Source organism: Shouchella tritolerans (assembly GCF_025770735.1).
Lineage (GTDB): Bacteria > Bacillota > Bacilli > Bacillales > Bacillaceae_D > Shouchella > Shouchella tritolerans.
The window spans coordinates 75,719-97,992 of the sequence record NZ_JAODPB010000003.1; the positions used below are offsets into that span (position 1 = coordinate 75,719).

Sequence of the window (22,274 nt, forward strand, 5' to 3'; positions counted from 1 at the left end):
AGGAATGGAACATGTAATTGAATTAAAAAATGTAACGAAGACATTTGAAGATTTTTCCATTAAAGATGTTGATCTACAAGTAAAGCAGGGCTTTGTAACGGGATTCATTGGTGCAAATGGAGCTGGCAAATCAACAACGTTAAAAATAGTGATGAATTTATTAAAGCCTGATGCCGGGGAAGTTAAGGTTTTTGGGCTCGACTACAAAACGCATGAAAAGGCGATCAAGGACCGGGTTGGATTTGTTTACGATGCGAATATTTTTTTTGAAGGACTGAACTTAAAAGATATTAAGCGTATTGTGGCGCCAGCTTACAAACACTGGGACGATACATCGTTTTATCAATATGTTGACCAATTCGAGTTACCCCTTAATAAAGCGATAAAGACATTTTCGAAAGGGATGCAAATGAAGGCTTCATTGGCGATCGCGCTATCCCATGATGCAGAGCTGATCATTATGGATGAGCCAACAGCAGGCTTAGATCCAATTTTTAGACGGGAGCTGTTGGATCTTTTACAAGAATTGATGATTGATGGCAATCGGACGATTTTCTTTTCTACCCATATAACGACTGATTTGGATCGGATCGCTGATTATATCGCTTTTATACAAAGAGGGAAACTAGTATTTAATAAGTCGATCCACGATATTGCCGAAAATTATGCCCTTGTTAAAGGAAGAAACGAACTTTTGGATAGGGACACGGAAAAGGCCTTTGTTCATACTCATCGTGCATCAACTGGATTTGAAGCATTAACGGATAACATCGAGGCAGTGAACGATATCTTTGGCGATACGGTTGTGATTGAACAAGCTTCTTTGGAGGATATTATGTACTATTTGAAAGAGGGTACACACGATGTTTAATTTAATCAAACGTGATCTCATCTTACAGAAAAGGCAACTAATCGTGTATCTTCCCTTTATTTTATTTTTTATTATTATGGATACTCATCCAGTTTTGATTTTTCTCGTCGCCAGTATTTTTATTCCCTTTAACACGCATGCTTACGATGAAAAAGCTGAAACAAACATATTATTAAATTCCTTGCCTTATACACGGACGGAAATTATTGTATCCCGTTATATTGGTGCGATTGTTTATATGGGTTTAGCGATTGTAATCACTAGTTTGGCGTTGTTTGTTTTTAATAAACCTTTTACGCTGTCGGATATTGCCATGGGCAGTGGTTTATTCTTATTGTTTGTCTCGTTTACCTTTCCTTTATTTTATATATTTAAACCGGGGTTTATTTCAATCGTTGTTCTGATTAGTTTCTTCCTTTTCGTAGGCATTGGACCGTCTATTGTGATATTTTTAGCTGAAAAATTATCAGCAATTACCAACTTTGTTGTCCATTTATCAGTACCGGCTTTATATTCAGGAGCGGCACTGATTATCTTGGCAGTCTACGTTCTTTCTTGGGGAATTACCCATGTGATTTACCAACGAAAAGTGTTCTAAGCCGTCTGGCCCACATGATTTGATCGCGCGATGGGAGTGAGGTCTCTATGGCGCTTATGGCCTAAGTAAAAGTTAGTGTCACTATCTTTCTGTGAAACAGCTGCTGCCATTGGCTATCCTTTAAAAAGGTCGCAGCGGCCAGCCAAATCAATCGGTTAGTTGAGCAGTTGCAGCAAATGCGCGTCCAATAAAATCGGCTCTTTCGTCAGCTTCTCTAGCCGAAACTCTGGAATTAATTCCGTGGCGGTCAGCGGTTCTGGGCGCTCAATTAAACCGCTTAACGCTGCCAGTAGGCCAATGATATCCTCTGGCCGGCACCCATTTGCGCGGATTGCTGCCAATGACAAATCACGATGCCGTTTGGCCAACCGCCGCCCATCCGGCCCGTAAAGCAATGGCACATGTGCAAATCGGGGAGCGGTATACCTGAGCGCGGCATATAGCAATAGCTGTCTTGGTGTGGAGTCGTATAAATCTTGGCCACGGAGGACATCCGTAATGCCCATTAACGCATCGTCGACGACAACAGCAAGTTGATAGCTTATGATACCGTCTGCGCGCTGAACGACAAAATCGCCGCCGCGGCGTAGTAGCCTCTCCATTTCAAAGTCCGTTTTTCCAACAGTGGGCCATTTGTCTATGGCGAAGCGCAATGAAGGCGTCTTTTTGGCCGCTTTGGCCGCTCGCTCCGCCGCGGTCAGCCTTTTGCATGTCCCAGGATAGGCTTGGCCTTCCGAGGCAACTCCGTGGGGAGCGCTAGCGACTGCTTGCAGCTCAGCTCGGCTGCAATAACAATGGTACAGCAACTGTTGCTGTTGCAAGTTGTGTAGTGCTTCTTCATAAAGGTGCAGCCGCTTCGATTGGTAGTATGGGCCGTTTGCTCCGCCTTGGTCTGGGCCCTCATCCCAATCCAAGCCAAGCCAGTGCAAATCGTCCATCATCGGCCCAACGAGCTCGTCCCGTGACCGTGGACGATCGATATCTTCAATACGTAAAATGAACTGTCCGCCTCCTTGCCGCACTTGAAGCCAGGAGAGCAAGGCAACGTAAAGGTTGCCGAGATGGAGCTCGCCTGACGGTGTAGGCGCGAACCGACCTCTCATTTGATTCATTGTAATCACCCTGTACAAAAAACGAGCGAAGGATCGTTATCCCTGCTCGTTTGATCGGTTTTTGACAACATTCTAGGTAGATATAAAAGCCAACGGTGAACGGACGGCTGTTGAATTTGCCGTCGTCTGTGTGACAGGCATGTTCGTACAGAAAAATCATATCACGGACTGCCTGTCTGGGCAATTTTTTTGCTGCTCAATGGGTGTAGAGAGGAGGAGGCGTTTGTGTAGAATGCTGTACCTCCTGCAATCCCATATAGTTAAGAAGGTTGAGAGAATTAACGGACCCTAGCCTTTCTTGCTGGTCAAAATGGTATTCCATTATGGGAGAGAGCTCCCCACTATAGAACGCTACTATTCTGTTTGGGCGAGGAGGTTGATCACTTCCTCTGTTACTTTCGCGATCAGTTCATCATCATATTCGGCATCCTTTTCGTCTTTGCTGGATAGGACGGCTAAAATAATGGGCTCTTTTTCAGGTGGCCAAAGAATGGCAATATCATTTCGAGTCCCGTAGGAACCTGCTCCTGTTTTGTCGCCAACGTCCCAACCTTCTGGCACCCCAGCACGTATTAAAGCATCTCCAGTCGTGTTTCCTATTAGCCAATCGATTAACAGTTCCTGTTTGTCAGCTGGTAGCGCCTCTCCTAACGTAAATTCTTGCAAGCTTTTGGCCAACGCTTCTGGTGTACTCGTATCTTGGATCTCTCCAGGTTCAACATGATTGAGCTCAGGTTCGATGCGTTCAGGTTCGGTTACCGTGTCTCCAATCGCTCGAAGTCCTTCTTTAAAGCCCTCTGGCCCGCCGATTTCATGGAAAATTAAGTTAGCAGCCGTGTTATCGCTATAACGAATCGAAGCATCGCTCAGCTCTCTTAGTGTCATGCCTGTCTCAACGTGGTTTTCGGTAATTGGATTGTAGTTTACTAAATCATCAGCCGAGTACGTTATCAATTGTTCCAACTCTTCTATTGATTTTTGTTGAAGCAGAACGCCAACGGCAAGTGGTTTGTGGGCAGACGCATAGGTGAAGCGTTCATCGGCGCGGTAGGAAACCGTTTCGCCTGTCCCGGTGTCTAAAGCAAATACGCCAAGACGGGCGGCGTACTCTTCTTCTAACGCTTTAAAAACCGCCTCTCCAGTCTCAACAGACTTTTCAGGTTCAGGTTCGTTGGAAACCGGTTGCTCATTGCTATTCGAACAACCAAACAGTAAACAGGCACCTACAAGGATAGACGACGTCATTTTTGTTTTCAGCATAAAAAAACTCCTTTTTATAATGTGTGACGTGTATTGACTACGCGTGTAATCTAATATTACATTTGTAGTCTATTTTGTCAATAGAAATTTACATTCACGGATGGGAATGCTACAATTTTTTATGGTTATGAGGGGTGGGAAGTCAGAAGCAAAAGGATGGAAGATGGGGATAAAAATGACGTTACCGCATATTTTACTTTCTCTTGTATTAATAACGGCAACGATTCTAGTGATCTTTTGTGCGAGAGCCGTTTTTTATAAACAATTGTCGGCAAAATGGCGTTATCATTTATGGTTTTTACTCATTACTGTGATGACGCTTCCGTTTATACCGATTCATCTATTGACGGGCTTGTCTTTTTTTGACCAGGGGCGTCAACAGATTCCCCCTTCATCACAGGAGCGTTTCGGTTTTGCGAATCAAAATGAGCAGTGGATGGTTGATTTTGGCACGTCCGTTAGTCGCTTTGACGATACGTTCATTCATTCAGCGGTTGTTTCAATCTGGATTGGGGGAATGATTTTTTTCCTTTTATTGACGTTGTACCATTATGCAAAGCTACAACGGTTAGTAAAAGCTGCAAGTCGCATACAAAATCAAAAAGTCCAAAAGGCGTTTAGCGATTGCATGGCAGAATTGCAAATAACGAATACATTAACGCTTTTAGAATCCCCTGCCATTCAAACGCCAATGACCTTTGGATTGTTAAAGACGTATATCTTGTTGCCCCAAAATATCGAATTGTATCTATCTGATGATGAAATCAGACATGTGTTGTTGCATGAGTTGCACCATTATAAAAGCAAACATATTAAAGTGAACTATGTATTTGTCGTTTACCAAATGGTTTATTGGTTTCATCCTTTAGTATGGAAAGCCTTTAAAGAGATGCGTCTTGATCGGGAATTAGCTTGTGATACGGAGGTCTTGCTTACATTGGGCCAGCGGGAGTATAAAACGTATGGCCAGACGATCATGCGTTTTCTGGAAAGAAAATCTCGGTTTTTCCATTTGACGAACCAACTGCATAGTTCGAAAAAGGCTTTAAAAATACGGATCTTGAATATTGCTTCTTTTACTGGCGAGTCAAAGCGGCGCCAATTAAAAAGCATGTTTGTTTTTGCTATTCTCAGCGTTTTTGTCATTGCTCAATTTCCTTTTTTAACGGCAACCGCTGTTTCTACAGAGCGCTACCAATTTGATGAAAGCCAGGCGGTTGTTGAAGATTATAGCACTCATTTTGCAGGAAATGAGGGTAGTTTTGTATTATATAGCTTAAACAGCGACCAGTTCGAAATCTATAATAAAGAAAAAAGTGTAAGGAGAGTTTCCCCCAATTCTACCTATAAAATTTACACCGCGCTCATGGCATTGGAACTAGGAGTGATTGGGCGAGATGATTCATGGCTAGATTGGGATGGAGTCGAATACGAGGATGAAGCCTGGAATAGCGGGCAAGATTTGAAATCGGCGATGAGCCAATCGGTCACTTGGTACTTTCAAGAGTTAGACGAGCGGATGAAACAAAGGAACATTCAATCTTTTGTAAACCAATTAGACTATGGGAATAAAGATCTTTCCGGTGGATTAAATCACTATTGGTTGGAATCTTCCTTGAAGATATCACCAGTAGAACAAGTAGAGCTTCTACATTCCTTCTATACAAACCAACTAGACTTTAAAGAAGAGCATGTGCAATTCGTTAAAGAGGTTATGAAACTTGAAGAAAATCAAAAGGGCACGCTTTATGGAAAAACCGGGACTGGCATTGTTAACGGCCATGCAATAAATGGTTGGTTTATCGGATTTGTCGAAACTGAAACGGATACGTACTTTTTTGCGACAAACATTCAACAGCAAGATCATGCATTTGGAAGCACGGCTGCTGAAATCACTTTATCCATTCTGTCAAGCAAAGGAATTTATTGATTAGTTGTGACAAAAGGAGAGAGAAAGATGTCGAACCAAACACCTAGCATATCAGAAGCAGAATGGGAAGTAATGAAAGTCTTGTGGAAAAAGGGGCCGCAAACAGCCAATCAAGTCATTTCCGCGATCCAAGAGCAAACGGACTGGAAGCCGAAAACGATTCGTACGTTACTGGATCGATTAACGAAGAAGAAAGTAGTAGGCGTGGATAAAGAACAGAAAATCTATGTCTTTTTTCCACTATACTCAGAAGAAGAGTGTAAGCATGCAGAAGCGCAGTCTTTCGTAAAGAGAGTTTACGGGGGAACAGTAAAACCATTGTTGGTCCAATTCTTGGAGGAAGAATCACTAACAAAAGAAGAGCTGGATGAACTGTACGCGATCTTAGAACAAAAACGGAAAGAATAGTCGATTCGAAAGGCAGCCTCTCAGTATGAGAAGCTGCCTCCGTTCATTTACAAAGGATGATCGGTTTGACATTGCTTAAAACGGGATTCGTTTTGAGTGAATGACGTATTCATGTTCCGCTGCCCACGCGACTAGGCCTTCCCAGAAATTTTCGCAGGCGGCCACGATTTTCGTTGGTTTTGCTAAGTCTCCAGACATCGCTAACTCGGCAACTTGGTCGAACCCTTTTGGCTGATGTGGGAGTTTCAGCGCTTCAGGCAAAACCATTGCGCCCGTAGAAAAGAGTGTCTGATTGTGGAGGCCGATCAACATTGCGCCATAGTGGGCAAAGTGCAATGCCAAGGATGGCAAGTAGGTAGAAGGGCCGTTTCGGTTTACATTTCGAAGCTTGCCAACATATTCATACATTTCTGCTACAAGGATTTCATGAATAGCTTGGCGGAAATCTTCTTTTGTTGGCGATTCAGCTGCAAGCCGCAAGCGTTGAAAGAAGCCTTCAGGATCATAGAGACGAAGCGGAGAGAAGTAAGGCCCATGTGTCAATGGCCATCGTTCTTCAACAGTTGCAGCGTCTTTTAGCAGAATGCTCGCACAACAAACGTCAACTTCCGCCTTCCACGGTCCAGCTGACCATTCATAACTTTTATCTACCGTTTCAGTCGAGTCACGGAGTACGCAAAACATCTCAATATCTGAGAAAGGGCCATCTGTGCCTCTGGACACAGAACCGTAGACGCCGATGGCGAGAATGTCGTTTCCATAAACCTCGTGTAATCTCTCGGCAATTTCATGGCAAGTCTGAAGTCTTTCTTTTTGCGACATTGGTGCAGGTCCATTCATGTTCATTCACATCCATCTCCTTTTGTTTCAATTTGGGTGTGTGACATGAACGATGAATGGAGGACCTCGAGATTAACGGGGGATTTTTTTTCGGTGCACTCGAACCACCCCTATTTGTTTGATTAAGAAAAGGTTACCTAAAAGGCATTTAATTGGCAAGGGAAATGACATAATTGTTTGTCATTTGTTCTTCAGATAGTGACGATTTCGCACGCTCGAATTCGATCTCATTATCGTATTTCGGAGGGATGGTTGCGGGTATTTATCCAAGCTGTTGCAGCGGCTTGCCTGTTTTAGGGGAAATGTTTGAAAAACGGCTCACTTTTAGAAAAGCTGTGTTAAACCGATGTTTTTTGTTGTGTAAACGAATATTGAATAAAAGCGGCAATATGGGGACTTTGCAAAGAATAAAATACCCATTTTCCGTCTTTGCGGCTTTTGGCGACGCCGGCTTGTTTTAATTGGCGCAAGTGGTGCGATGCCGTTGCTGTTGAGCTGCCGATGATATGGGCAACATCGCATACACATAGCTCTTGTTCGGTTGTTAAGGCATAAGCAATTTTTAGCCTTGTTTCGTCTGCTAACGCTTTAAACATAGTAGAAAGGGGGGCAAACGTCTCATTTTTTACATTTTCTTGGACTCGTTTCACTTTCTGCTCATCATAACAAAACACTTCACAACGGTCGCCGTCGTTTGCTTTCTTGTTCACATTCCTCCCCTCCTTTGTCGTGAAAATGGTGTCACTCATTTTAGACAGGTTCTGTTTTTTTGTCAATTCTCTGCTTGGACGGGCAAATGCCGCATCATTCAAATAAATGTTTGAATAATAGATTGACATAGCGTATCGTTGCCGATACACTTACATTCAAATAAATGTTTGAATGATGGAGCCAGTCATAAAAGGGGGGCTTAGGATATGGGGGATGAACATACCTCTGTCTATCGTGTAGACGGCTTTACGTGCGCGAACTGTGCAGGGAAATTTGAAAAAAACGTTAAGGACTTGCCAGGGGTCAAAGATGCAAAAGTGAACTTTGGCGCCTCGAAACTAACCGTCTACGGAGAGGCAACGATAGAAGCGCTTGAGGAAGCAGGTGCATTTGAACAGTTAAAAGTGACAAAGGAACCGAGTCGGCGACAGCCTCTTCAATATACACAAATTCCTTTTTATAAAAAACACCGCTCGATTCTTATATCTGTCTTATTGCTTGTGTTTGGCTACGTGTTTCAATTTAGATATGGCGAGTCGAATATCGGAACGATCGGTTTGTTTTTAACATCGATTCTCGTCGGCGGCTTTCCTCTGCTAAAAACGGGGCTTCGAAATGTAACGCGGCTTGAATTTGATATGAAGACGTTAATGACGGTGGCCGTCATTGGTGGTGCCATCATTGGCGAATGGGGGGAAGTGGCCGTCGTTGTGATTTTATTCGCCATTAGCGAAGCGCTCGAACGATTTTCGATGGACCGGGCGAGAAAGTCGATTCAGTCGTTAATGGACATTGCCCCAAATGAAGCACTTATTAAGCGGAATGGCCGAGAGTTCACTGTTCATGTTGGTGATATTGTCGTTGGCGATGTCATGATTGTGAAACCTGGCCAGAAAATCGCGATGGATGGAATAGTGGTGCGTGGCCATTCTTCTGTAAACCAAGCAGCGATTACAGGAGAATCGATTCCTGTGGAAAAGGCGGTTTCTGACGAGGTTTTTGCCGGTACGTTAAATGAAGAAGGGCTGCTTGAAATCGAAGTTACAAAGTTGGTTGACGACACGACGATTTCAAAAATTATCCACCTTGTCGAAGAAGCACAGGGTGAACGGGCTCCGGCACAAGCGTTTGTCGATAAATTCGCTATGTATTATACACCGATTATTATGGTTGTCGCTGCCCTTGTTGCAATCATTCCACCGTTATTTACGGGAGGGAATTGGAGTACTTGGGTTTACCAAGGGTTAGCTGTTCTTGTTGTCGGCTGCCCATGCGCGTTGGTCATTTCCACGCCGATTTCGATTGTTTCTGCGATCGGCAATGCAGCTAAAAAAGGGGTGCTTGTCAAAGGTGGCGTTTATTTAGAAGAAATGGCATCGCTAAAAGCGATTGCATTTGACAAAACAGGGACTTTAACGAAAGGTGTCCCTGTTGTTACCGACTTTGCCTTATTGAACCCCCAACTTGATCACAGACAACTGTTTGCAATTGTGGCGGCATTAGAGAATCGTTCGCAACATCCATTGGCTTCTGCCATCGTCGCCAAGGCAGAAGACGAACAATTGCCTTATCACGATTATACGGTTGAGAACGTCACGGCGCTCACAGGCAAAGGCATTACAGGAACAGTCAATGGAGAAACGTATTACGTTGGCAGTCCGAAGCTGTTCCAAGAACGGTTGCCAATGCATGATATAACGCCACTTGCGCAAGACATCAAAAGCTTGCAACAACAGGGAAAGACAGCGATGCTGGTCGGGACAGAAACGGAGCTGCTCGCCATCGTAGCAGTCGCAGATGAAGTGCGCCCATCAAGCAAAGAAGTGATTGGTAAACTTCATGAAGCAGGCATTGCGAAGACAGTGATGCTTACAGGCGATAACAAACGGACTGCCCATGCCATCGGCCAAGCTGTAGGCGTTGCTGATATTCAGGCAGAGTTAATGCCCGAGGACAAATTACATTTTATTAAACAACTGCAAGAGAAACATGGCCATGTGGCCATGGTTGGTGACGGCGTCAATGACGCTCCTGCACTTGCTGCGGCAACGGTTGGCATCGCCATGGGCGGAGCTGGCACAGACACGGCGTTGGAGACAGCCGACATTGCCCTAATGGGCGACGACTTAAAGAAGCTTCCCTTTACAGTGAAGCTGAGCCGCAAAACATTGAACATCATTAAAGCAAACATTGCCTTTGCGATTGCCATTAAACTAGCGGCATTGCTCCTCGTTGTCCCAGGTTGGCTAACCCTTTGGATAGCGATTCTCTCAGACATGGGCGCTACGCTGTTGGTTGCCTTAAACAGCATGAGGCTAATCGGTGTAAAAGAGTAGGCCGATTTGATCGCGTACTTAGGATTCTGTTTTGAACTTTTGCATGGAAGGGTTGGTCTCAATGCAATATGATGTAGTCGTTATAGGTGACGGCCAAGCAGGCCTGGCAGTTGGTTACTACTTGAAAAAGCAAAAGCAACCATTTCTTATAGTAGATGAGCAAAACGAGGCAGGCGATTCGTGGCGAAAACGGTATGATTCGCTAGTTTTGTTTACACCAAGGTTTTACAGCAGCTTGCCTGGCCTTGACTTTAGCGGCGATCCAAAAGGTTATCCGACAAAAGACGAAATGGCCGACTATTTATGTACGTATAAAGAAACGTTTCAGTTACCGCTTGCCATGGTATGATGCAAATGAAAGGAATTAATGTTGAAGGGATGAATGGACGTGGGTTTATCGATTAGTAGGTTACAAGAAAGTGACGCCGAGGAATTGTTTAAGTTTGAAACCGATAATCGGGCTTTTTTCGAACAAATGGTGCCAAGTAGAGGCGAAGCCTATTATCAATTTGAAACGTTTAAAGTTAGACATAGAGACTTGCTGACCGAACAAGACGACACTGGCTCGAGATTTTATTTAATCAGAGATGATAGGAAAAACATTATCGGCAGAATCAATTTTGTTGCCATTGACGAGCCCAATCGTGTGGCCGAAGTTGGCTTTAGAGTAGGCGAAAACAATGTCGGAAAAGGAGTCGCCTCCAACGCATTAAAACAGTTACTTGAAACGGAAAAAGGCTTTCAAACAATAAAAGGAAAAACAACAAACAACAATATCGCCTCCCAAAAAACGATGGAAAACAACGGCTTTAAAAAAGTCGGCACTAGTGATGAAGTATTTGAATTCAATGGGGAAACAGTAATGTTTGTCCATTTCATTTGGGAACGTACGGGGAATAACGAAATTGAATAAATATGCGTTGTACCAGAAAACAAAAAATAGATACAAACCTTGGCCAATCGAAGATGTCCATGATTTTTTTATCAACACTTTAAAAGCGCAGCCCCTGTCCTTGTCTGATAAAGATCTCAAACCATTTTTGATCGAGCATGAGATACCTGAAAGGAATAAAATAGGTGGAATTTATGGGATATATGATTCAGCCATTACTGCGCTTCTTAATGGCAAAGTAAAAAGTGTCAATGATATGGCATTTCAACAATTAGCTCAAAAATCCGTTCCTTTAACGAATACCGACACGATTCTTACAATTGGTTCACTCGTCATTTTAGAAACAGATGATTTTGAGACGGTGTCTGGTTGCTATATTGGTGGCACGATAAACAGATTATATAACTTGGTCGCCTTTTTCGCTGGCTTGCCAGAGGTAGACAAAATGAATTTTGAAAATTATATCATTGATGATTACTTATCTTCTTTAGCCGATGTGAAAACAATGGGTTTTTTTGAACTTTAGACGAGAAATTAGAACGAATCTCTTCGTTGTTTGGGGCTGCGATGTGCATAATCTCGCCGTATGTGGTGTCTATAGCCATTGTGACTGAAAAGATCCGATAGTGACGAAATGAGTGAGTGAAATGATCGATTTTGACAATTTCGAGGAGTACCATGACCCTCTATTATATGATCAAGAAAATGGCCAACACGAAAGCGAAATTCCATTCTTATTAAAATGGGCAGCCAAGCAAAAGGGGCTTATCATTGACTTGGCATGTGGAACAGGGAGAGCAACAATTCCATTGGCTGAAAAAGGGTTTGAGCTAGTAGGTGTCGATGTCCATAAAGGGATGCTAAACGAGGCAAGAAGAAAAGCAGCCCGCTTGCCAATTGAATGGGTCGAGCAAGACTGTACAAACTTGAATCTGCCGCTAAAAAGCAAATTAATCTATTGTGTTGGCCATTCGTTTCAACATTTTCTAACAAACGAGGCTCAGAATCAGCTGCTTGCTTCTGTCAATGGGCATTTGCATAGCGGCGGCGTGTTCATTTTTGATACACGGTTTCCGAGTCAGGAAGAATTGCTTCAGCCCTGCACGGAGGAGTATTGGCGGACATACGTAGATAGGGAAACGAGCTTTACAGTCGATGTTTATACGGTCAGTGAGTACGACGCGCTCAAGCAAATCCAACATTATACGACGATAAGAAAGTACAAAAACAACGTTGGTGCTATCATCAAGGAGAAACGAAGCAATGTTCGTTTGCGCTACACGTTTCCGAAAGAAATGGAACGTCTTTTAACGGCGTGTGGTTTTGAAATCATTCATGTTTATAAAGATTGGAACGAGACAGTGCTAACAAACAATAGTAGTGAAATGATTTTCGTCTGTAAAAAAAGAGAGCAATAAGCCAGCAAATTTCCCTTGTAGGCCTTGATCAAATCGGCTATGATAGAAAAAACGTTTAAGCGATGAGGAAGAGTAAGTACGCGTTGTGGAATGCTGTAGAGAGCTGATGGTTGGTGGAAATCAGTGCAGGAGCAAGGCGGAATGGGCTTCGGAGCTTCTTGGCTGAAAAAGAGAGTAGGCGAAGCGGGTGCCTTGCCGTTAAAAAAGGCAGCGTATTGAAGCAGTAGACTTCTGTACGTCTTGAGAAGCGCTTTTTTGTGGAGCGAATGAAGGTGGCACCGCGGGTTATCCGTCCTTTTTTAGGATGGGTAGCCCTTTTTGGCGTTCAAAAATAGTTAAAAGCAAAAGGAGGAGACGCAATGGCGACAAGGAGTTTAACTGGGATTAAGCCCACTGGGGAAGTCCATCTTGGCAATTACATTGGCGCGATTAAGCCGGCGCTTGCTTTTACAAAGCAGACAGGTTTAGAGTCGTTTTATTTTATTGCCAATGCCCATGGCTTGACGAAAATCACTGACAGCGAGGAAATGCGGCAATTGACACGAGGAATCGCTGCGACTTGGCTAGCTCTTGGCCTCGATCCGGAAAAATCGGTTTTTTATCGTCAATCCGATGTGCCGGAAGTATTTGAGCTTAGTTGGATTTTGGCATGTGTAGCGCCGAAAGGACTTTTGAACCGCGCCCATGCCTATAAAGCCGCAATCGATGAAAACCAGGCAGCAGGCAAGGAAGCAGATGCTGGCGTCAATATGGGGTTGTTTACGTACCCGATTTTAATGGCGGCTGATATCCTGTTGTTTCAGCCAGATATTGTGCCAGTTGGCCGTGACCAAATCCAGCACATTGAAATTGCCCGTGATGTAGCGCGGCACTTTAATCATGTCTTTGGCGATGTGTTTAAGCAGCCGCGTGTCCACATCGAAGAAAGCGTTGCTGTTTTGCCTGGGCTGGATGGCCGGAAAATGAGCAAAAGCTATGGAAATACCATCCCTCTGTTTTCAGAGGCGAACGAACTGCAACGGCTAGTGAATCGGATCAAAACCGATTCACTGCCGCCAGAAGCGCCAAAAGATCCAGAGACATCTAACTTATTTACCCTTTATAAGGAGTTTGCTGAGCCACGGCAAGTGGAAGCGATGCGGGCCCGGTTTGCCGAGGGCATTGGCTGGGGGGAAGTTAAAAAAGAGCTGTATTGGGCGATCAATGAGTTTATGAGCGAACCGAGACGTAGGTACAACGAGTTATTGGCATCTCCAGAAGTGGACCGCCTACTGGCTAAAGGGGCGGAACGGGCTAGAGCATATAGCCAGCCATTCTTACAGGAAATAAAGAAAGCAGTCGGTCTTTGAAGGAAAGACTGTTTGAAGCGATTGACCAATTTTAAATTTAGCGGAGTTGAGTAAAGGTGAGTTTAGAATTAGATCGAGTTGTGTTTATCGGCAGGACATTTGCTGAATATGTGGCCATGTTTGACCTAGATACAGCCAAGCTTCAAGGGCGCCGTATACTTGACTGTCCGGCGGGTGCTTGTTCTTTTACAAAGGAAGCTGCTGATTTAGGCATAGATGCAACAGCAAGCGACATGGCCTATCAGCTCTCGCCAGCAACGATTCGACAAAAAGGGCTGGCGGATCTTGGTCATACAATTGATAAAATCAAACAAGCCAAAAAGGATTACATCTGGACAAATGTTGCCGACGTTCCTGCGTTGGCTGCCCAACGAAAGCAGGCACTGCTATTGGCGACAGAAGATATGGCCAGGCGGCCAGAACGTTATGTGGCCGCTGTTTTGCCAAAGCTGCCATTCGCCAATCACACGTTTGACCTTGTTTTGTCAGCTCATTTTTTGTTCACCTATAGTGAACAATTGGATGATGCCTTCCACCAGTCTACACTTGATGAATTGCTAAGAGTCGCAAAAGAAGTGCGTGTTTTCCCGCTTGTTTCGTTGGATGGGAAGCGGTCCGCCCATGTTGATCCTCTTTTTAAACGTCTTCGGCAAAAAGGATATACGGTCACGGAAAAACGGGTGTCTTATCAATTTCAAAAAGGTGCCGATTCTGTCGCGATCATTCGGCAGCAATAACTATGCAAATTTCGCCGTATTGTTAACTTTGTTTTCCGGTTATGGCAACCGCCACTCCTGCAAGAGTAAGTGCACCGCCTGCAAGAGACAACAAGGCAGGTGTCTCCCCGAGCCAAAGCCAAGCAAGAAAAAGCGCCACGACCGGGGTTAAAAAGAGAGTGCTCGTAGCTTCTGAGACGCCAACTTTTGCTGTAGCATAGGCGAGGCAAAAATAAGGAATAACCGTTGGGAAAAGCCCTAAGTACAAAACTGTCCAATTGACAGAGGAAGGTGCAGCTAACATCATTTGCCCTAGGCCAGGGGTAAACGCCAGCATAAACAGCGTCCCTGTTAAAATGGCATAAATAGTCAGTGGCAGGAAACCGTATATCGGCAAAAGGTGGCGTTGAAAAACAAAATAGATGCTTTCGCCAAAAGCGCCTACGAGGATAATAAGTGCCCCTAGCTGCAAATGAAACGAAGCGCCGCTGCCTAGCATAATGATCCCAATCCCTATAAATGCTATGAGAGCAGCAATCCCGTTTTTTAGATGCAGGCGCTCTTTCATAAACAGGGCTGCAAGCAGCGTTGAAAAAAGCGGCGTCGTCGACACAAGCAGTGATGCTGTGCCGGCTTCGACTGTTTTTTCCCCAATGCTAAGTGCGCCATGGTAAACAGAAAAGCCGCAAAAGCCAAGCAAAAAAATGGCGGGCATGTCTTTTCGTTTCGGCAAAGGGATACGCGCAGCCAAGGCAAAGAGAAGCAAGGCAGCCGAGGCAATGAGAAGCCTTAAAGCAGCAAGGTGCTCGGGTGAGTAATAACCAAGACTCGCACGAATGGCGGGAAAAGCCGAAGCCCATAGGAGGACAGCTGTTCCGTAAACAAAAATGAGTTTCATGGTGATCATTCCTTTTTAAGCTAGTGGGTCTAGCCTAAGGCAAATCTGGTTTGGAGAAACCAACAACTTATGAGAAAATAAAACCAACAACTAGAAGGAGTGAGCATCATTTCAGGGCAACGTGCAAAAATTGCGGCTGACATTCGCGCAAAAATTGAAGCTGGCGAATGGTATCCGACGATGAAGCTGCCGACCCAACAAGAGCTTGCTGCCTATTATCAGGTAAACCGAAGCACTGTCATAGCAGCTTTAGACCGTTTAAAGGCAAGAGGCATCATTGTTTCGATTCAAGGAAAAGGCTCTTTTGTTAGCAACGATTCTGGCAATGAAGAAGGCGTTGTGTGGAAAGAGTTGGCGAAATGGTCGTTTTATCCGAAAAACAAAGCGCTTGTCCAGCATTTGAACGAATGGGAAAACGATGCTACTCTTATTCAGCTAAGCAAAGGGGTGCTTGCTCATGAATTGCAGCCAAAGAATGCAATCAGGGAAGCGCTCACGGCAATGGCTGCACAAAATGTTGGTTTCGGTTATGGCGACGGGAAAGGGGATGAAGGGTTAAGACAGGCACTATCTGTGTATTTACAGGAAAAGGGGATTCAAGCATCTCCTGATTCGATCTTAATTGTTTCCGGAGCGCTCGGCGGCTTGCAGTTAATAGGCACAGGGATTTTGCAGACGGGCAGTGTGTTGTTCCACGAGCCTGTTTCTTATTTGCGGTCTTTAACGTTTTTCGCAAGCTTGGGCATCCGGACGTCGCCTCTTGATTTTGCAGCCAACCATGCAAAAAAAGAGTTGGCCAAGCAGAGTGCCCATGCGTTATATGTGAACCCGACACACCACAATCCAACAGGAATGACGCTTGATGAAGGGGCGCGCCGCAAGTTGCTTTTGCTTGCAGGCAAAACAAGGACGCCGATAATCGAAGACGACATTTATGGCGATTTGTCATTTGAAGAAGGGCCAAAGCCATTAAAAGCCTATGATCGAAAAGGACAAGTATTGTATTTAGGCAGTTTTTCAAAAACGGTTAGCCCAGGTTTACGGATTGGCTGGTTAGTGGGACCGCCCGATATTGTCCAGAAGTTGGCCGACTTGCGGATGCAAACGGATTATGGTTCGAGCATGTTGTCCCAATTTGTTTGCCGTCACCTATTGGAAACCGGTACGTACCGCCGCCATGTATGGACATTGAAAGAACATTTACGGGAGCGGAAAGATTGGTTACTTGGTTTGCTCCAGAAACACTTTGGCGAACTAGGGTCTTGTGGAGACGTGCAAGGCGGTTTTTTCATTTGGTTTACTTTTAGAAAAGAGCGAGCGCCTCATATGCAACGTTTTGTGACTGCTTGCCACAGAAGAGGCGTTGTCATTCATCCTGGATTTATTTACGGAGAGGAGAGACAGGCATCGATCCGCTTTTCTTTTGCGTTTGAAAGCTTGGAAAACATGGAGAAGGGTCTCCTGCAAGTAAGGAAAGCATATGACGACCAATTCGTAGGAGAGTGAATGACAGTGGAAGTGCGCACGTATGTTGCTGATGACGAGAGAGACTGGTTGCGCTTACGGGTGCTTGCTTTTATGGACACGCCTTATTATGACAATGTCCTGCAAGTGAAAGAAAGGTACCGTAATCCCGCAATTGAATTGGTTTGCGTCGAAGCGGGCCAGCTAGTCGGACTTATTGACGTTGAGCTTGATAGCGATAGCCGCCCCGTCTGTTCCTTAAAAGAGGGAAAGGGCGGAATGATCTGGCACATTGCCGTTCATCCTGATTATCGTAGAAGAAGCATTGCCTCCTTGTTGCTTGCTGAAGTGGAAAAAGCAGCACATGCATACAGCCTTGATTATTTAGAAGCGTGGACGAGGGAAGATCCGGCTGCTAACCAATGGTACAAGCGCCACCTTTTTAGACAAAACACGAGCTATCTTCATGTATACATGGACGCAGAAGAAGCGAAAAGGAATATACATAGCCACTGCCAAAGCATTACACCCGTAGGCGTTTTTGCCCACTACAGTGGTGATCGGAAAGAGGAAGTACGGAACGCTTTCAAACGGGTCCATGAATGCCGCTGTTATGTGAAACAATTGAAAGGAGGATCCCTTGATGCAGACGCTTAAATTTGAAGAGGCTTGGCAACGGACGATTTCGGAGAAGGATGTACAAGCGATCAAAAACGTGTTTGCAGCCCAGCAAGGGGAACTGCAGCCGTTTCTCCCGCTATGGCAAGCGCTTAACCATCGTGGCGATCTTTTGGTGACCGTTCTTGTTCAGCATACAGGGAACGGGGAGTGGCCAAATGAAGAACAGGAGTATGTCTATTTAGAGGACGGCGAGGAAGTGGCAGCCAGTCGTTTTTCGCTTAAACGCCTGGGCTTGAAGCCTCAGGTAAGCATGCCGTGGACATTTATTTTTCCAAAACAGGCACAGAAAAAAGCACCGCGGCTAAAAGGGGCGGCGCTTTGTCTGAGAACTTGGTAGCTTGATCGTTTTGTGAAGTCTCAGCAAGAAAGAGGATGGCTAGTCCTCTTTCTTTTGTATCTCCGAATAGTCCTCTTCTTCGCCGAACTCTGTGTCAAAAGCAAAACGTGTTTGCGTTCTCTCGTTTGTTTCAACAGAACGGGAATGTTTTAACATATAACGGTGCACGAAAACTTCTCCGACTGTGACGATGAAAGCGGAGAGGATGCTTCCCCAGGCAATTAGCATGTAATTATGGAACAAAACGGACCCGAAAATCCATACAGCCAAGTATGTGAACAAAAAATCACCAACGAGAGCAATCATGTTTCCAAAGCGAGGAAGCAGAAACAAATCGCCAGCGATGTAGGAAACGGCGGTGACGAGGAGCGCAAATGTAGTAACATCAACAAAGGTCGCTTCTGAAAAATAAAAAAATCCAATTGTAAAGGCAATAAAGGAAGCGATAAATTTGCAAAGCAACAGCAAGGAATGCTTCATAGGACGTCCCTCCTTTTTACTAACAGTGTTTCTGTCCTAGGTCGTTCGTATACGTCAAATGCCTTTTTTCGTCTTAACGAATTGGGAATGTCTACTAGCTGGCTTAGGTCCAAGGGTTGCAGCAAGGCTAATTATTGATATGATTTAGGGAGGGGCATTATTAAAAGGCGCAAAGAAACATGGCGATTTGGGTAGCCGCTCCTTTTTTAGAGCTGTGTTTTTCGCGCTGTATCAACAGCAAGAAAAAGGGGGATGCTCGGGTGAATTCAAATTGGCTTAACTGGGCACAGCGTATTCAAGCCCTAGCGCAGGCAGGAATCACATTTACAAAAGACAAGTATGACATGGAACGTTACGAAGAGTTATTGACCATAAGTGCTGAAATGATGGCATGTGCGAAAAATCTTGATGCTGCGAGTGTTAAGGAAACGTTTGTCCAACAAAACGGCTACCAGACACCGAAAATGGATGTCCGTGGCGTTGTCATAAAGGACAACCATATTTTGCTTGTGCAAGAAGAAAACGACGGCACGTGGGCGTTACCAGGAGGCTATTGTGAAGTGGGGTTGTCGCCTGTAGAAAACATCGTAAAGGAAATTAAAGAAGAGTCTGGTTACGAAAGCAAATACGAGCGGGTGCTTGCCTTGTTCGATACGAAGAAACATCGCCATCCACCCCATATGTTCCATTTTTATAAGTTGGTTTTGCATTGTACAATCACGGGGGGAACAGCAAGAACAGGCGTAGAAACGAGCAACGTTGGCTTCTTTTCATTTGATGATTTGCCGCCGCTATCGGCAAACCGTAATACACTAGAGCAATTTTCAATTATCCGCAATCAGCTTAACCAAAGGCAGCCGTATATGGACTAACAGGAAAAGGGTGTGAAAGGGAGGCTTCGCGAAAAATGGAACTGCGCTTTGTCGCCATGTCGGAAGACCAAGCGAAATGGCTCGCTTACCAATGGGAATATGAGGGGGCTTATGCTTTTTACCATACAGACGTTGAAAAGCTTGGATTGCATGCATTTATAGATGTTGGGAAGAGCAGTGCAAGACAATATGCCGTCTATAAAGGTGAAGATATGGTAGGGTTTCTTGGGATCAAACCTAAAAAGGATGTGGCCGAGATCGGACTCGGAATGAAACCAGACTACATAGGAAAAGGATTTGGCCGTGCATTTTTACAAAATTGTTTGTCGTTTATTAAAAACAACTTCGAAGAAATAACGGCTGTTAAATTATTTGTTGCTGCAGACAATAAACGGGCCATTCATGTATCTGAAGAGTGTGGTTTTGAAAAAGGAAGCGCCCGTAAGCGGGAAATCAAAGGTGCTGTTTATGATTTTATTGAAATGCAGCATTGCTTCAATAATGGCTAAAAAAGCACGATGGCTCAAGCCGTCGTGCTTTTTTACATCATCGCTAGCTTTCTGTACTTTTGCTTTGTTCTTGCATTTTATTCTTGTTTTTCATGCCGATTAGTTGGTAACCAATTAAGGCAACGAATAAAAACAAGCCGATTGCATCGCTGTACCCTTCTGGATAAATAAGCATAAGCCCAGTTGCCAAGGAAAGAATTCGTTCAATCCAGTTCAGCTTTTTATACCAAAAACCAATCATACAAGCCCCAATGGCGATCATGCCGAGAAGAGCCGAAACGAAGGCAAGACCGATTTGGAAAGGGGTCGAGTCAATCATTAGCAATTGCGGCTGCAATACAAACATATACGGGATAATAAAGGCGGCAATAGCCAACTTTGTGGCGTTGATTCCTGTTCGAATCGGCTCTCCTCCCGATATGCCAGAGGCTGCAAACGCAGCAAGCGCTACTGGAGGAGTGATGTCTGCGACGATACCGAAATAGAAAACAAACATATGGGCAGCTAAAACCGGGATGGCTACCTCCAATTGCCCATTTAAAGCGATAATCGCAGGTAAAGCAATCGTTGATGTGATGATATAGTTGGCGGTTGTCGGCGAACCCATCCCAAGAATAATCGAAGTGATCATCGTGAACACAAGAGTCAATAAAAGTTGAATATCGACGGAAGTGGTTAAAGAGCCAGCCATGTTTACAATGCCGTTTCCAAGCTTAAGGCCTAAGCCGGTTTTGGTGACGACACCGACAATAATACCTGCGCAAGCCGTCGCTGCTGCTACGCTGAGAGCGGTACGAGCCCCGCTTGTTAGGGCAAGGACAAACTTGCTTGGCGTAATGCGCGTTTCTTTTAAGAATAGGCTAACGAGTATAGTAATGCCGATTCCGTATATCGCGCTACGTTCAATGCTAAAGCCTGCAAAAAGCAAGTACACGATAGCGAGGATCGGCAATAGCAAATGAATTTTTTTTAACACGACGCTTTTTTTCGGGATGCTCTCTTTGGGTAGACCTAATAGACCTAGACGCTTCGCTTCAAAATGGGTCATAATCCAAATTCCCGAAAAATACAATACAGCCGGAATAAGAGCAGCACGGGCAATTTCCCAATAACCGACCCCTGCAAATTCAATCATCAAAAATGCAGCTGCCCCCATAATCGGCGGCATAATTTGGCCGCCAGTAGAAGAGGCTGCTTCCACTGCACCGGCAAAATTAGGTTTGTAGCCCAATCGTTTCATCATTGGAATCGTGTAAGCGCCAGTGGTCACGGTGTTGGCAACGGAACTCCCTGAAATCGTACCATTTAAAGCACTTGAAAAAATCGCTACTTTTGCTGGCCCGCCAACGCGCCTCCCCGCGATTGCAATAGCAAGGTCATTAAAGTAGTTCCCGACTCCCGTTTGCACTAAAAAGGCGCCGAACAATAGAAACAAGAAAATGTAAGTGGACGACACCTGCAGCGGTGTCCCTAAAATGCCCTCTGTTGTAAAGAACATTGATTGTACAAATTGTTCTAGCGATAGGCCTCTATGGGCGAACATGCCAGGCATATAAGGGCCAAAAAGAGCGTAAAGGATAAAGCAGCCTGCAATGATGATGATCGGCAAACCGACTGCACGCCTTGTCGCTTCTAATACGAGCACAATCGCGGCAGTCCCGATAATGAGCTGAGCTGAACTAATACCACCAAATTGTTGTACAAGCGTGTCATAGAAGACAGGCCAATACCCGCACACAATAATAGAAGCCAATATAAGAATGTAATCATACCAAGGAACGCTTTCTTTCTTCGTTTTCCGCTTTGCTGGAAATAAGAAGAAGATCAATGTCAAGGCAAAGCCTAAGTGGACTGTTCGTTGGATATATGCGGTAAATTGGCCGAATGCACCTGTATAGAGCTGGAATAGCGAGAAGGCAAGAAGGCCGACAAAGACGATACCGGCTGAGATGCCTGTTAATTTGCGTGTACGTGATTCGGCATCGTATTTTTCCATTAGCTTGTTCTGTTCTTCAAGCGAAAGCTGATGCTCGTTATTTGTCATTTATTTCTTCTCCTTTCAGCCGTTGCCATAAATTGAGACGTTCCATTTTGACAGTAAACCAAGCGCCTGGATCAAAATAATCAGCGAACCAGGCCATATGTTCAGCATGTTGTCCCCACACTAGCCGGTGTTCTGGTACGACTGATCCAGTTCGCAGCGCAAAGGATGGAAAGATGTTTTCCATATTCCGTATGTAATATTTTCCGTCTTCCATGACGAATTGTTCTTTGCCTCTTGCGTTTGACGGCATGCCGATACCAAACTCTTCAAAAACGAATTCATATTGCTGAATAGTAAGGTTGTCTAGAATAATATATTTTTCACTTACATCTGATCGATGAATGGAGTGTGTATAAATAATCTCAAACGTATCCCCAGGTTTAAGGGGAAGGTAGGCGGAAATGGAGTTCGTGTTTTCTTTATAAAAAACGAGAGCGGTACGAAAAGGAATCAGTAGCACTGAAGTGGCAAGTAACAGCAACAATACAATACCGACCCAATATTTCCTCGTTAACAACAAACGCGCCATGAATCCTCCTTATTGGAAT

The 22,274-nt window shown here is 44.6% G+C and carries 23 protein-coding genes, 1 pseudogene and 1 other annotated feature; of the genes and pseudogenes, 16 read left to right on the plus strand and 8 right to left on the minus strand.

Features of this window, described 5'->3' with window-relative positions; all coding sequences use genetic code 11:
• Nucleotides 1–4: 4 nt before the first annotated feature.
• The gene (locus tag N6H06_RS10855) at nt 5–871 is read left to right on the plus strand and encodes an ABC transporter ATP-binding protein (RefSeq protein WP_263706492.1); all 867 of its coding nucleotides are present in this window, start codon (nt 5–7) and stop codon (nt 869–871) included.
• Entirely contained in the window at nt 864–1,469 is a 606-nt protein-coding gene (locus tag N6H06_RS10860) for an ABC-2 transporter permease (protein ID WP_062748950.1), read from the plus strand. The genes N6H06_RS10855 and N6H06_RS10860 overlap by 8 nt, the downstream gene beginning before the upstream one ends.
• A gap of 155 nt (nt 1,470–1,624) precedes the next feature.
• On the opposite strand, the gene gluQRS is transcribed toward N6H06_RS10860, so the two are convergent.
• Together gluQRS and blaBCL are read right to left on the minus strand one after the other, a co-directional pair.
• Nucleotides 1,625–2,581 carry a tRNA glutamyl-Q(34) synthetase GluQRS gene (gluQRS, locus tag N6H06_RS10865; RefSeq protein WP_263706495.1) on the minus strand — a complete coding sequence of 319 codons (957 nt, stop codon included), beginning with the start codon at nt 2,579–2,581 and terminating at the stop codon, nt 1,625–1,627.
• A 354-nt stretch (nt 2,582–2,935) separates the two neighbouring features.
• A complete protein-coding gene (gene blaBCL, locus N6H06_RS10870; RefSeq protein ID WP_263706497.1) occupies nt 2,936–3,841 on the minus strand; it encodes a BCL family class A beta-lactamase in 906 nt (301 codons plus the stop codon).
• Between the two features lie 175 nt (nt 3,842–4,016).
• Between blaBCL and N6H06_RS10875 the strand changes: the two genes are divergently transcribed.
• Both N6H06_RS10875 and blaI read left to right on the plus strand, forming a co-directional pair.
• The gene (locus N6H06_RS10875) at nt 4,017–5,771 is read left to right on the plus strand and encodes a BlaR1 family beta-lactam sensor/signal transducer (RefSeq protein ID WP_263706499.1); all 1,755 of its coding nucleotides are present in this window, start codon (nt 4,017–4,019) and stop codon (nt 5,769–5,771) included.
• A gap of 27 nt (nt 5,772–5,798) precedes the next feature.
• Nucleotides 5,799–6,179 carry a penicillinase repressor BlaI gene (gene blaI, locus N6H06_RS10880; RefSeq protein ID WP_011245129.1) on the plus strand — a complete coding sequence of 127 codons (381 nt, stop codon included), beginning with the start codon at nt 5,799–5,801 and terminating at the stop codon, nt 6,177–6,179.
• A 75-nt stretch (nt 6,180–6,254) separates the two neighbouring features.
• On the opposite strand, the gene aadD2 is transcribed toward blaI, so the two are convergent.
• Together aadD2 and N6H06_RS10890 are read right to left on the minus strand one after the other, a co-directional pair.
• The gene (gene aadD2 / locus N6H06_RS10885) at nt 6,255–7,025 is read right to left on the minus strand and encodes an aminoglycoside O-nucleotidyltransferase ANT(4')-Ib (RefSeq protein ID WP_263706503.1); all 771 of its coding nucleotides are present in this window, start codon (nt 7,023–7,025) and stop codon (nt 6,255–6,257) included.
• A 332-nt stretch (nt 7,026–7,357) separates the two neighbouring features.
• A complete protein-coding gene (locus tag N6H06_RS10890) occupies nt 7,358–7,729 on the minus strand; it encodes an ArsR/SmtB family transcription factor (RefSeq protein WP_404830347.1) in 372 nt (123 codons plus the stop codon).
• A gap of 207 nt (nt 7,730–7,936) precedes the next feature.
• On the opposite strand from N6H06_RS10890, the gene N6H06_RS10895 reads away from it, so the two are divergent.
• From N6H06_RS10895 to N6H06_RS10925, 7 genes and pseudogenes are all read left to right on the plus strand, one after another.
• Entirely contained in the window at nt 7,937–10,066 is a 2,130-nt protein-coding gene (locus N6H06_RS10895) for a heavy metal translocating P-type ATPase (RefSeq protein ID WP_263706506.1), read from the plus strand.
• Between the two features lie 61 nt (nt 10,067–10,127).
• A pseudogene (locus N6H06_RS10900) lies at nt 10,128–10,403 on the plus strand (oxidoreductase); the annotation flags it as partial.
• 51 nt (nt 10,404–10,454) lie between these two features.
• Nucleotides 10,455–10,979 carry a GNAT family N-acetyltransferase gene (locus N6H06_RS10905; protein ID WP_263706508.1) on the plus strand — a complete coding sequence of 175 codons (525 nt, stop codon included), beginning with the start codon at nt 10,455–10,457 and terminating at the stop codon, nt 10,977–10,979.
• Nucleotides 10,972–11,484 (plus strand): hypothetical protein, encoded by a 513-nt coding sequence (locus tag N6H06_RS10910; RefSeq protein WP_263706510.1) that lies wholly within the window; start codon nt 10,972–10,974, stop codon nt 11,482–11,484. Before N6H06_RS10905 ends, N6H06_RS10910 begins: the two co-directional genes overlap by 8 nt.
• A gap of 121 nt (nt 11,485–11,605) precedes the next feature.
• Nucleotides 11,606–12,376, plus strand: a complete 771-nt coding sequence (locus N6H06_RS10915) for a class I SAM-dependent DNA methyltransferase (protein ID WP_263706512.1) — start codon at nt 11,606–11,608, stop codon at nt 12,374–12,376.
• A gap of 53 nt (nt 12,377–12,429) precedes the next feature.
• Nucleotides 12,430–12,676, plus strand: a binding site (T-box leader).
• 59 nt (nt 12,677–12,735) lie between these two features.
• Complete coding sequence (locus N6H06_RS10920; protein ID WP_263706514.1) at nt 12,736–13,725, plus strand: tryptophan--tRNA ligase; 990 nt, start codon at nt 12,736–12,738, stop codon at nt 13,723–13,725.
• Between the two features lie 56 nt (nt 13,726–13,781).
• Nucleotides 13,782–14,462 (plus strand): class I SAM-dependent methyltransferase, encoded by a 681-nt coding sequence (locus N6H06_RS10925; RefSeq protein ID WP_263706516.1) that lies wholly within the window; start codon nt 13,782–13,784, stop codon nt 14,460–14,462.
• A 22-nt stretch (nt 14,463–14,484) separates the two neighbouring features.
• On the opposite strand, the gene N6H06_RS10930 is transcribed toward N6H06_RS10925, so the two are convergent.
• Nucleotides 14,485–15,339 carry a DMT family transporter gene (locus tag N6H06_RS10930; protein WP_062748928.1) on the minus strand — a complete coding sequence of 285 codons (855 nt, stop codon included), beginning with the start codon at nt 15,337–15,339 and terminating at the stop codon, nt 14,485–14,487.
• A gap of 99 nt (nt 15,340–15,438) precedes the next feature.
• On the opposite strand from N6H06_RS10930, the gene N6H06_RS10935 reads away from it, so the two are divergent.
• The 3 genes from N6H06_RS10935 to N6H06_RS10945 are packed head-to-tail and all read left to right on the plus strand — an operon-like array spanning nt 15,439 to nt 17,821.
• Nucleotides 15,439–16,845 (plus strand): aminotransferase-like domain-containing protein, encoded by a 1,407-nt coding sequence (locus N6H06_RS10935; RefSeq protein WP_263706518.1) that lies wholly within the window; start codon nt 15,439–15,441, stop codon nt 16,843–16,845.
• Nucleotides 16,846–17,460 carry a GNAT family N-acetyltransferase gene (locus N6H06_RS10940; protein WP_263706520.1) on the plus strand — a complete coding sequence of 205 codons (615 nt, stop codon included), beginning with the start codon at nt 16,846–16,848 and terminating at the stop codon, nt 17,458–17,460. It begins immediately after the preceding gene.
• On the plus strand, nt 17,447–17,821 hold the full coding sequence (locus tag N6H06_RS10945; protein ID WP_263706522.1) for an SLAP domain-containing protein: 375 nt from the start codon (nt 17,447–17,449) through the stop codon (nt 17,819–17,821). Before N6H06_RS10940 ends, N6H06_RS10945 begins: the two co-directional genes overlap by 14 nt.
• A 39-nt stretch (nt 17,822–17,860) precedes the next feature.
• Here the strand turns inward: N6H06_RS10945 and N6H06_RS10950 are convergent, their stop codons facing one another.
• On the minus strand, nt 17,861–18,301 hold the full coding sequence (locus N6H06_RS10950; RefSeq protein ID WP_263706524.1) for a YndM family protein: 441 nt from the start codon (nt 18,299–18,301) through the stop codon (nt 17,861–17,863).
• Nucleotides 18,302–18,561: 260 nt separating this feature from the next.
• Between N6H06_RS10950 and N6H06_RS10955 the strand changes: the two genes are divergently transcribed.
• A complete protein-coding gene (locus N6H06_RS10955; protein ID WP_062748918.1) occupies nt 18,562–19,173 on the plus strand; it encodes an NUDIX hydrolase in 612 nt (203 codons plus the stop codon).
• A gap of 35 nt (nt 19,174–19,208) precedes the next feature.
• Nucleotides 19,209–19,682 carry a GNAT family N-acetyltransferase gene (locus tag N6H06_RS10960; RefSeq protein WP_213029054.1) on the plus strand — a complete coding sequence of 158 codons (474 nt, stop codon included), beginning with the start codon at nt 19,209–19,211 and terminating at the stop codon, nt 19,680–19,682.
• A 43-nt stretch (nt 19,683–19,725) separates the two neighbouring features.
• On the opposite strand, the gene N6H06_RS10965 is transcribed toward N6H06_RS10960, so the two are convergent.
• Together N6H06_RS10965 and N6H06_RS10970 are read right to left on the minus strand one after the other, a co-directional pair.
• The gene (locus tag N6H06_RS10965; RefSeq protein WP_263706531.1) at nt 19,726–21,726 is read right to left on the minus strand and encodes a TRAP transporter permease; all 2,001 of its coding nucleotides are present in this window, start codon (nt 21,724–21,726) and stop codon (nt 19,726–19,728) included.
• Nucleotides 21,716–22,255 (minus strand): DUF1850 domain-containing protein, encoded by a 540-nt coding sequence (locus N6H06_RS10970; protein ID WP_062748912.1) that lies wholly within the window; start codon nt 22,253–22,255, stop codon nt 21,716–21,718. The genes N6H06_RS10965 and N6H06_RS10970 overlap by 11 nt, the downstream gene beginning before the upstream one ends.
• Nucleotides 22,256–22,274: the final 19 nt, after the last annotated feature.

Coding starts and splice junctions, on each gene's coding strand:
- blaI (WP_011245129.1), top strand. CDS start 5,799: ATGTCGAACCAAACACCTAGCATATCAGAAGCAGAATGGGAAGTAATG.
- N6H06_RS10895 (WP_263706506.1), top strand. CDS start 7,937: ATGGGGGATGAACATACCTCTGTCTATCGTGTAGACGGCTTTACGTGC.
- N6H06_RS10965 (WP_263706531.1), bottom strand. CDS start 21,726: ATGACAAATAACGAGCATCAGCTTTCGCTTGAAGAACAGAACAAGCTA.
- N6H06_RS10940 (WP_263706520.1), top strand. CDS start 16,846: ATGACAGTGGAAGTGCGCACGTATGTTGCTGATGACGAGAGAGACTGG.
- N6H06_RS10950 (WP_263706524.1), bottom strand. CDS start 18,301: ATGAAGCATTCCTTGCTGTTGCTTTGCAAATTTATCGCTTCCTTTATT.
- N6H06_RS10915 (WP_263706512.1), top strand. CDS start 11,606: ATGATCGATTTTGACAATTTCGAGGAGTACCATGACCCTCTATTATAT.
- N6H06_RS10855 (WP_263706492.1), top strand. CDS start 5: ATGGAACATGTAATTGAATTAAAAAATGTAACGAAGACATTTGAAGAT.
- N6H06_RS10920 (WP_263706514.1), top strand. CDS start 12,736: ATGGCGACAAGGAGTTTAACTGGGATTAAGCCCACTGGGGAAGTCCAT.
- N6H06_RS10875 (WP_263706499.1), top strand. CDS start 4,017: ATGACGTTACCGCATATTTTACTTTCTCTTGTATTAATAACGGCAACG.
- N6H06_RS10945 (WP_263706522.1), top strand. CDS start 17,447: ATGCAGACGCTTAAATTTGAAGAGGCTTGGCAACGGACGATTTCGGAG.
- N6H06_RS10970 (WP_062748912.1), bottom strand. CDS start 22,255: ATGGCGCGTTTGTTGTTAACGAGGAAATATTGGGTCGGTATTGTATTG.
- N6H06_RS10930 (WP_062748928.1), bottom strand. CDS start 15,339: ATGAAACTCATTTTTGTTTACGGAACAGCTGTCCTCCTATGGGCTTCG.
- gluQRS (WP_263706495.1), bottom strand. CDS start 2,581: ATGAATCAAATGAGAGGTCGGTTCGCGCCTACACCGTCAGGCGAGCTC.
- blaBCL (WP_263706497.1), bottom strand. CDS start 3,841: ATGCTGAAAACAAAAATGACGTCGTCTATCCTTGTAGGTGCCTGTTTA.
- N6H06_RS10960 (WP_213029054.1), top strand. CDS start 19,209: ATGGAACTGCGCTTTGTCGCCATGTCGGAAGACCAAGCGAAATGGCTC.
- aadD2 (WP_263706503.1), bottom strand. CDS start 7,025: ATGAACATGAATGGACCTGCACCAATGTCGCAAAAAGAAAGACTTCAG.
- N6H06_RS10860 (WP_062748950.1), top strand. CDS start 864: ATGTTTAATTTAATCAAACGTGATCTCATCTTACAGAAAAGGCAACTA.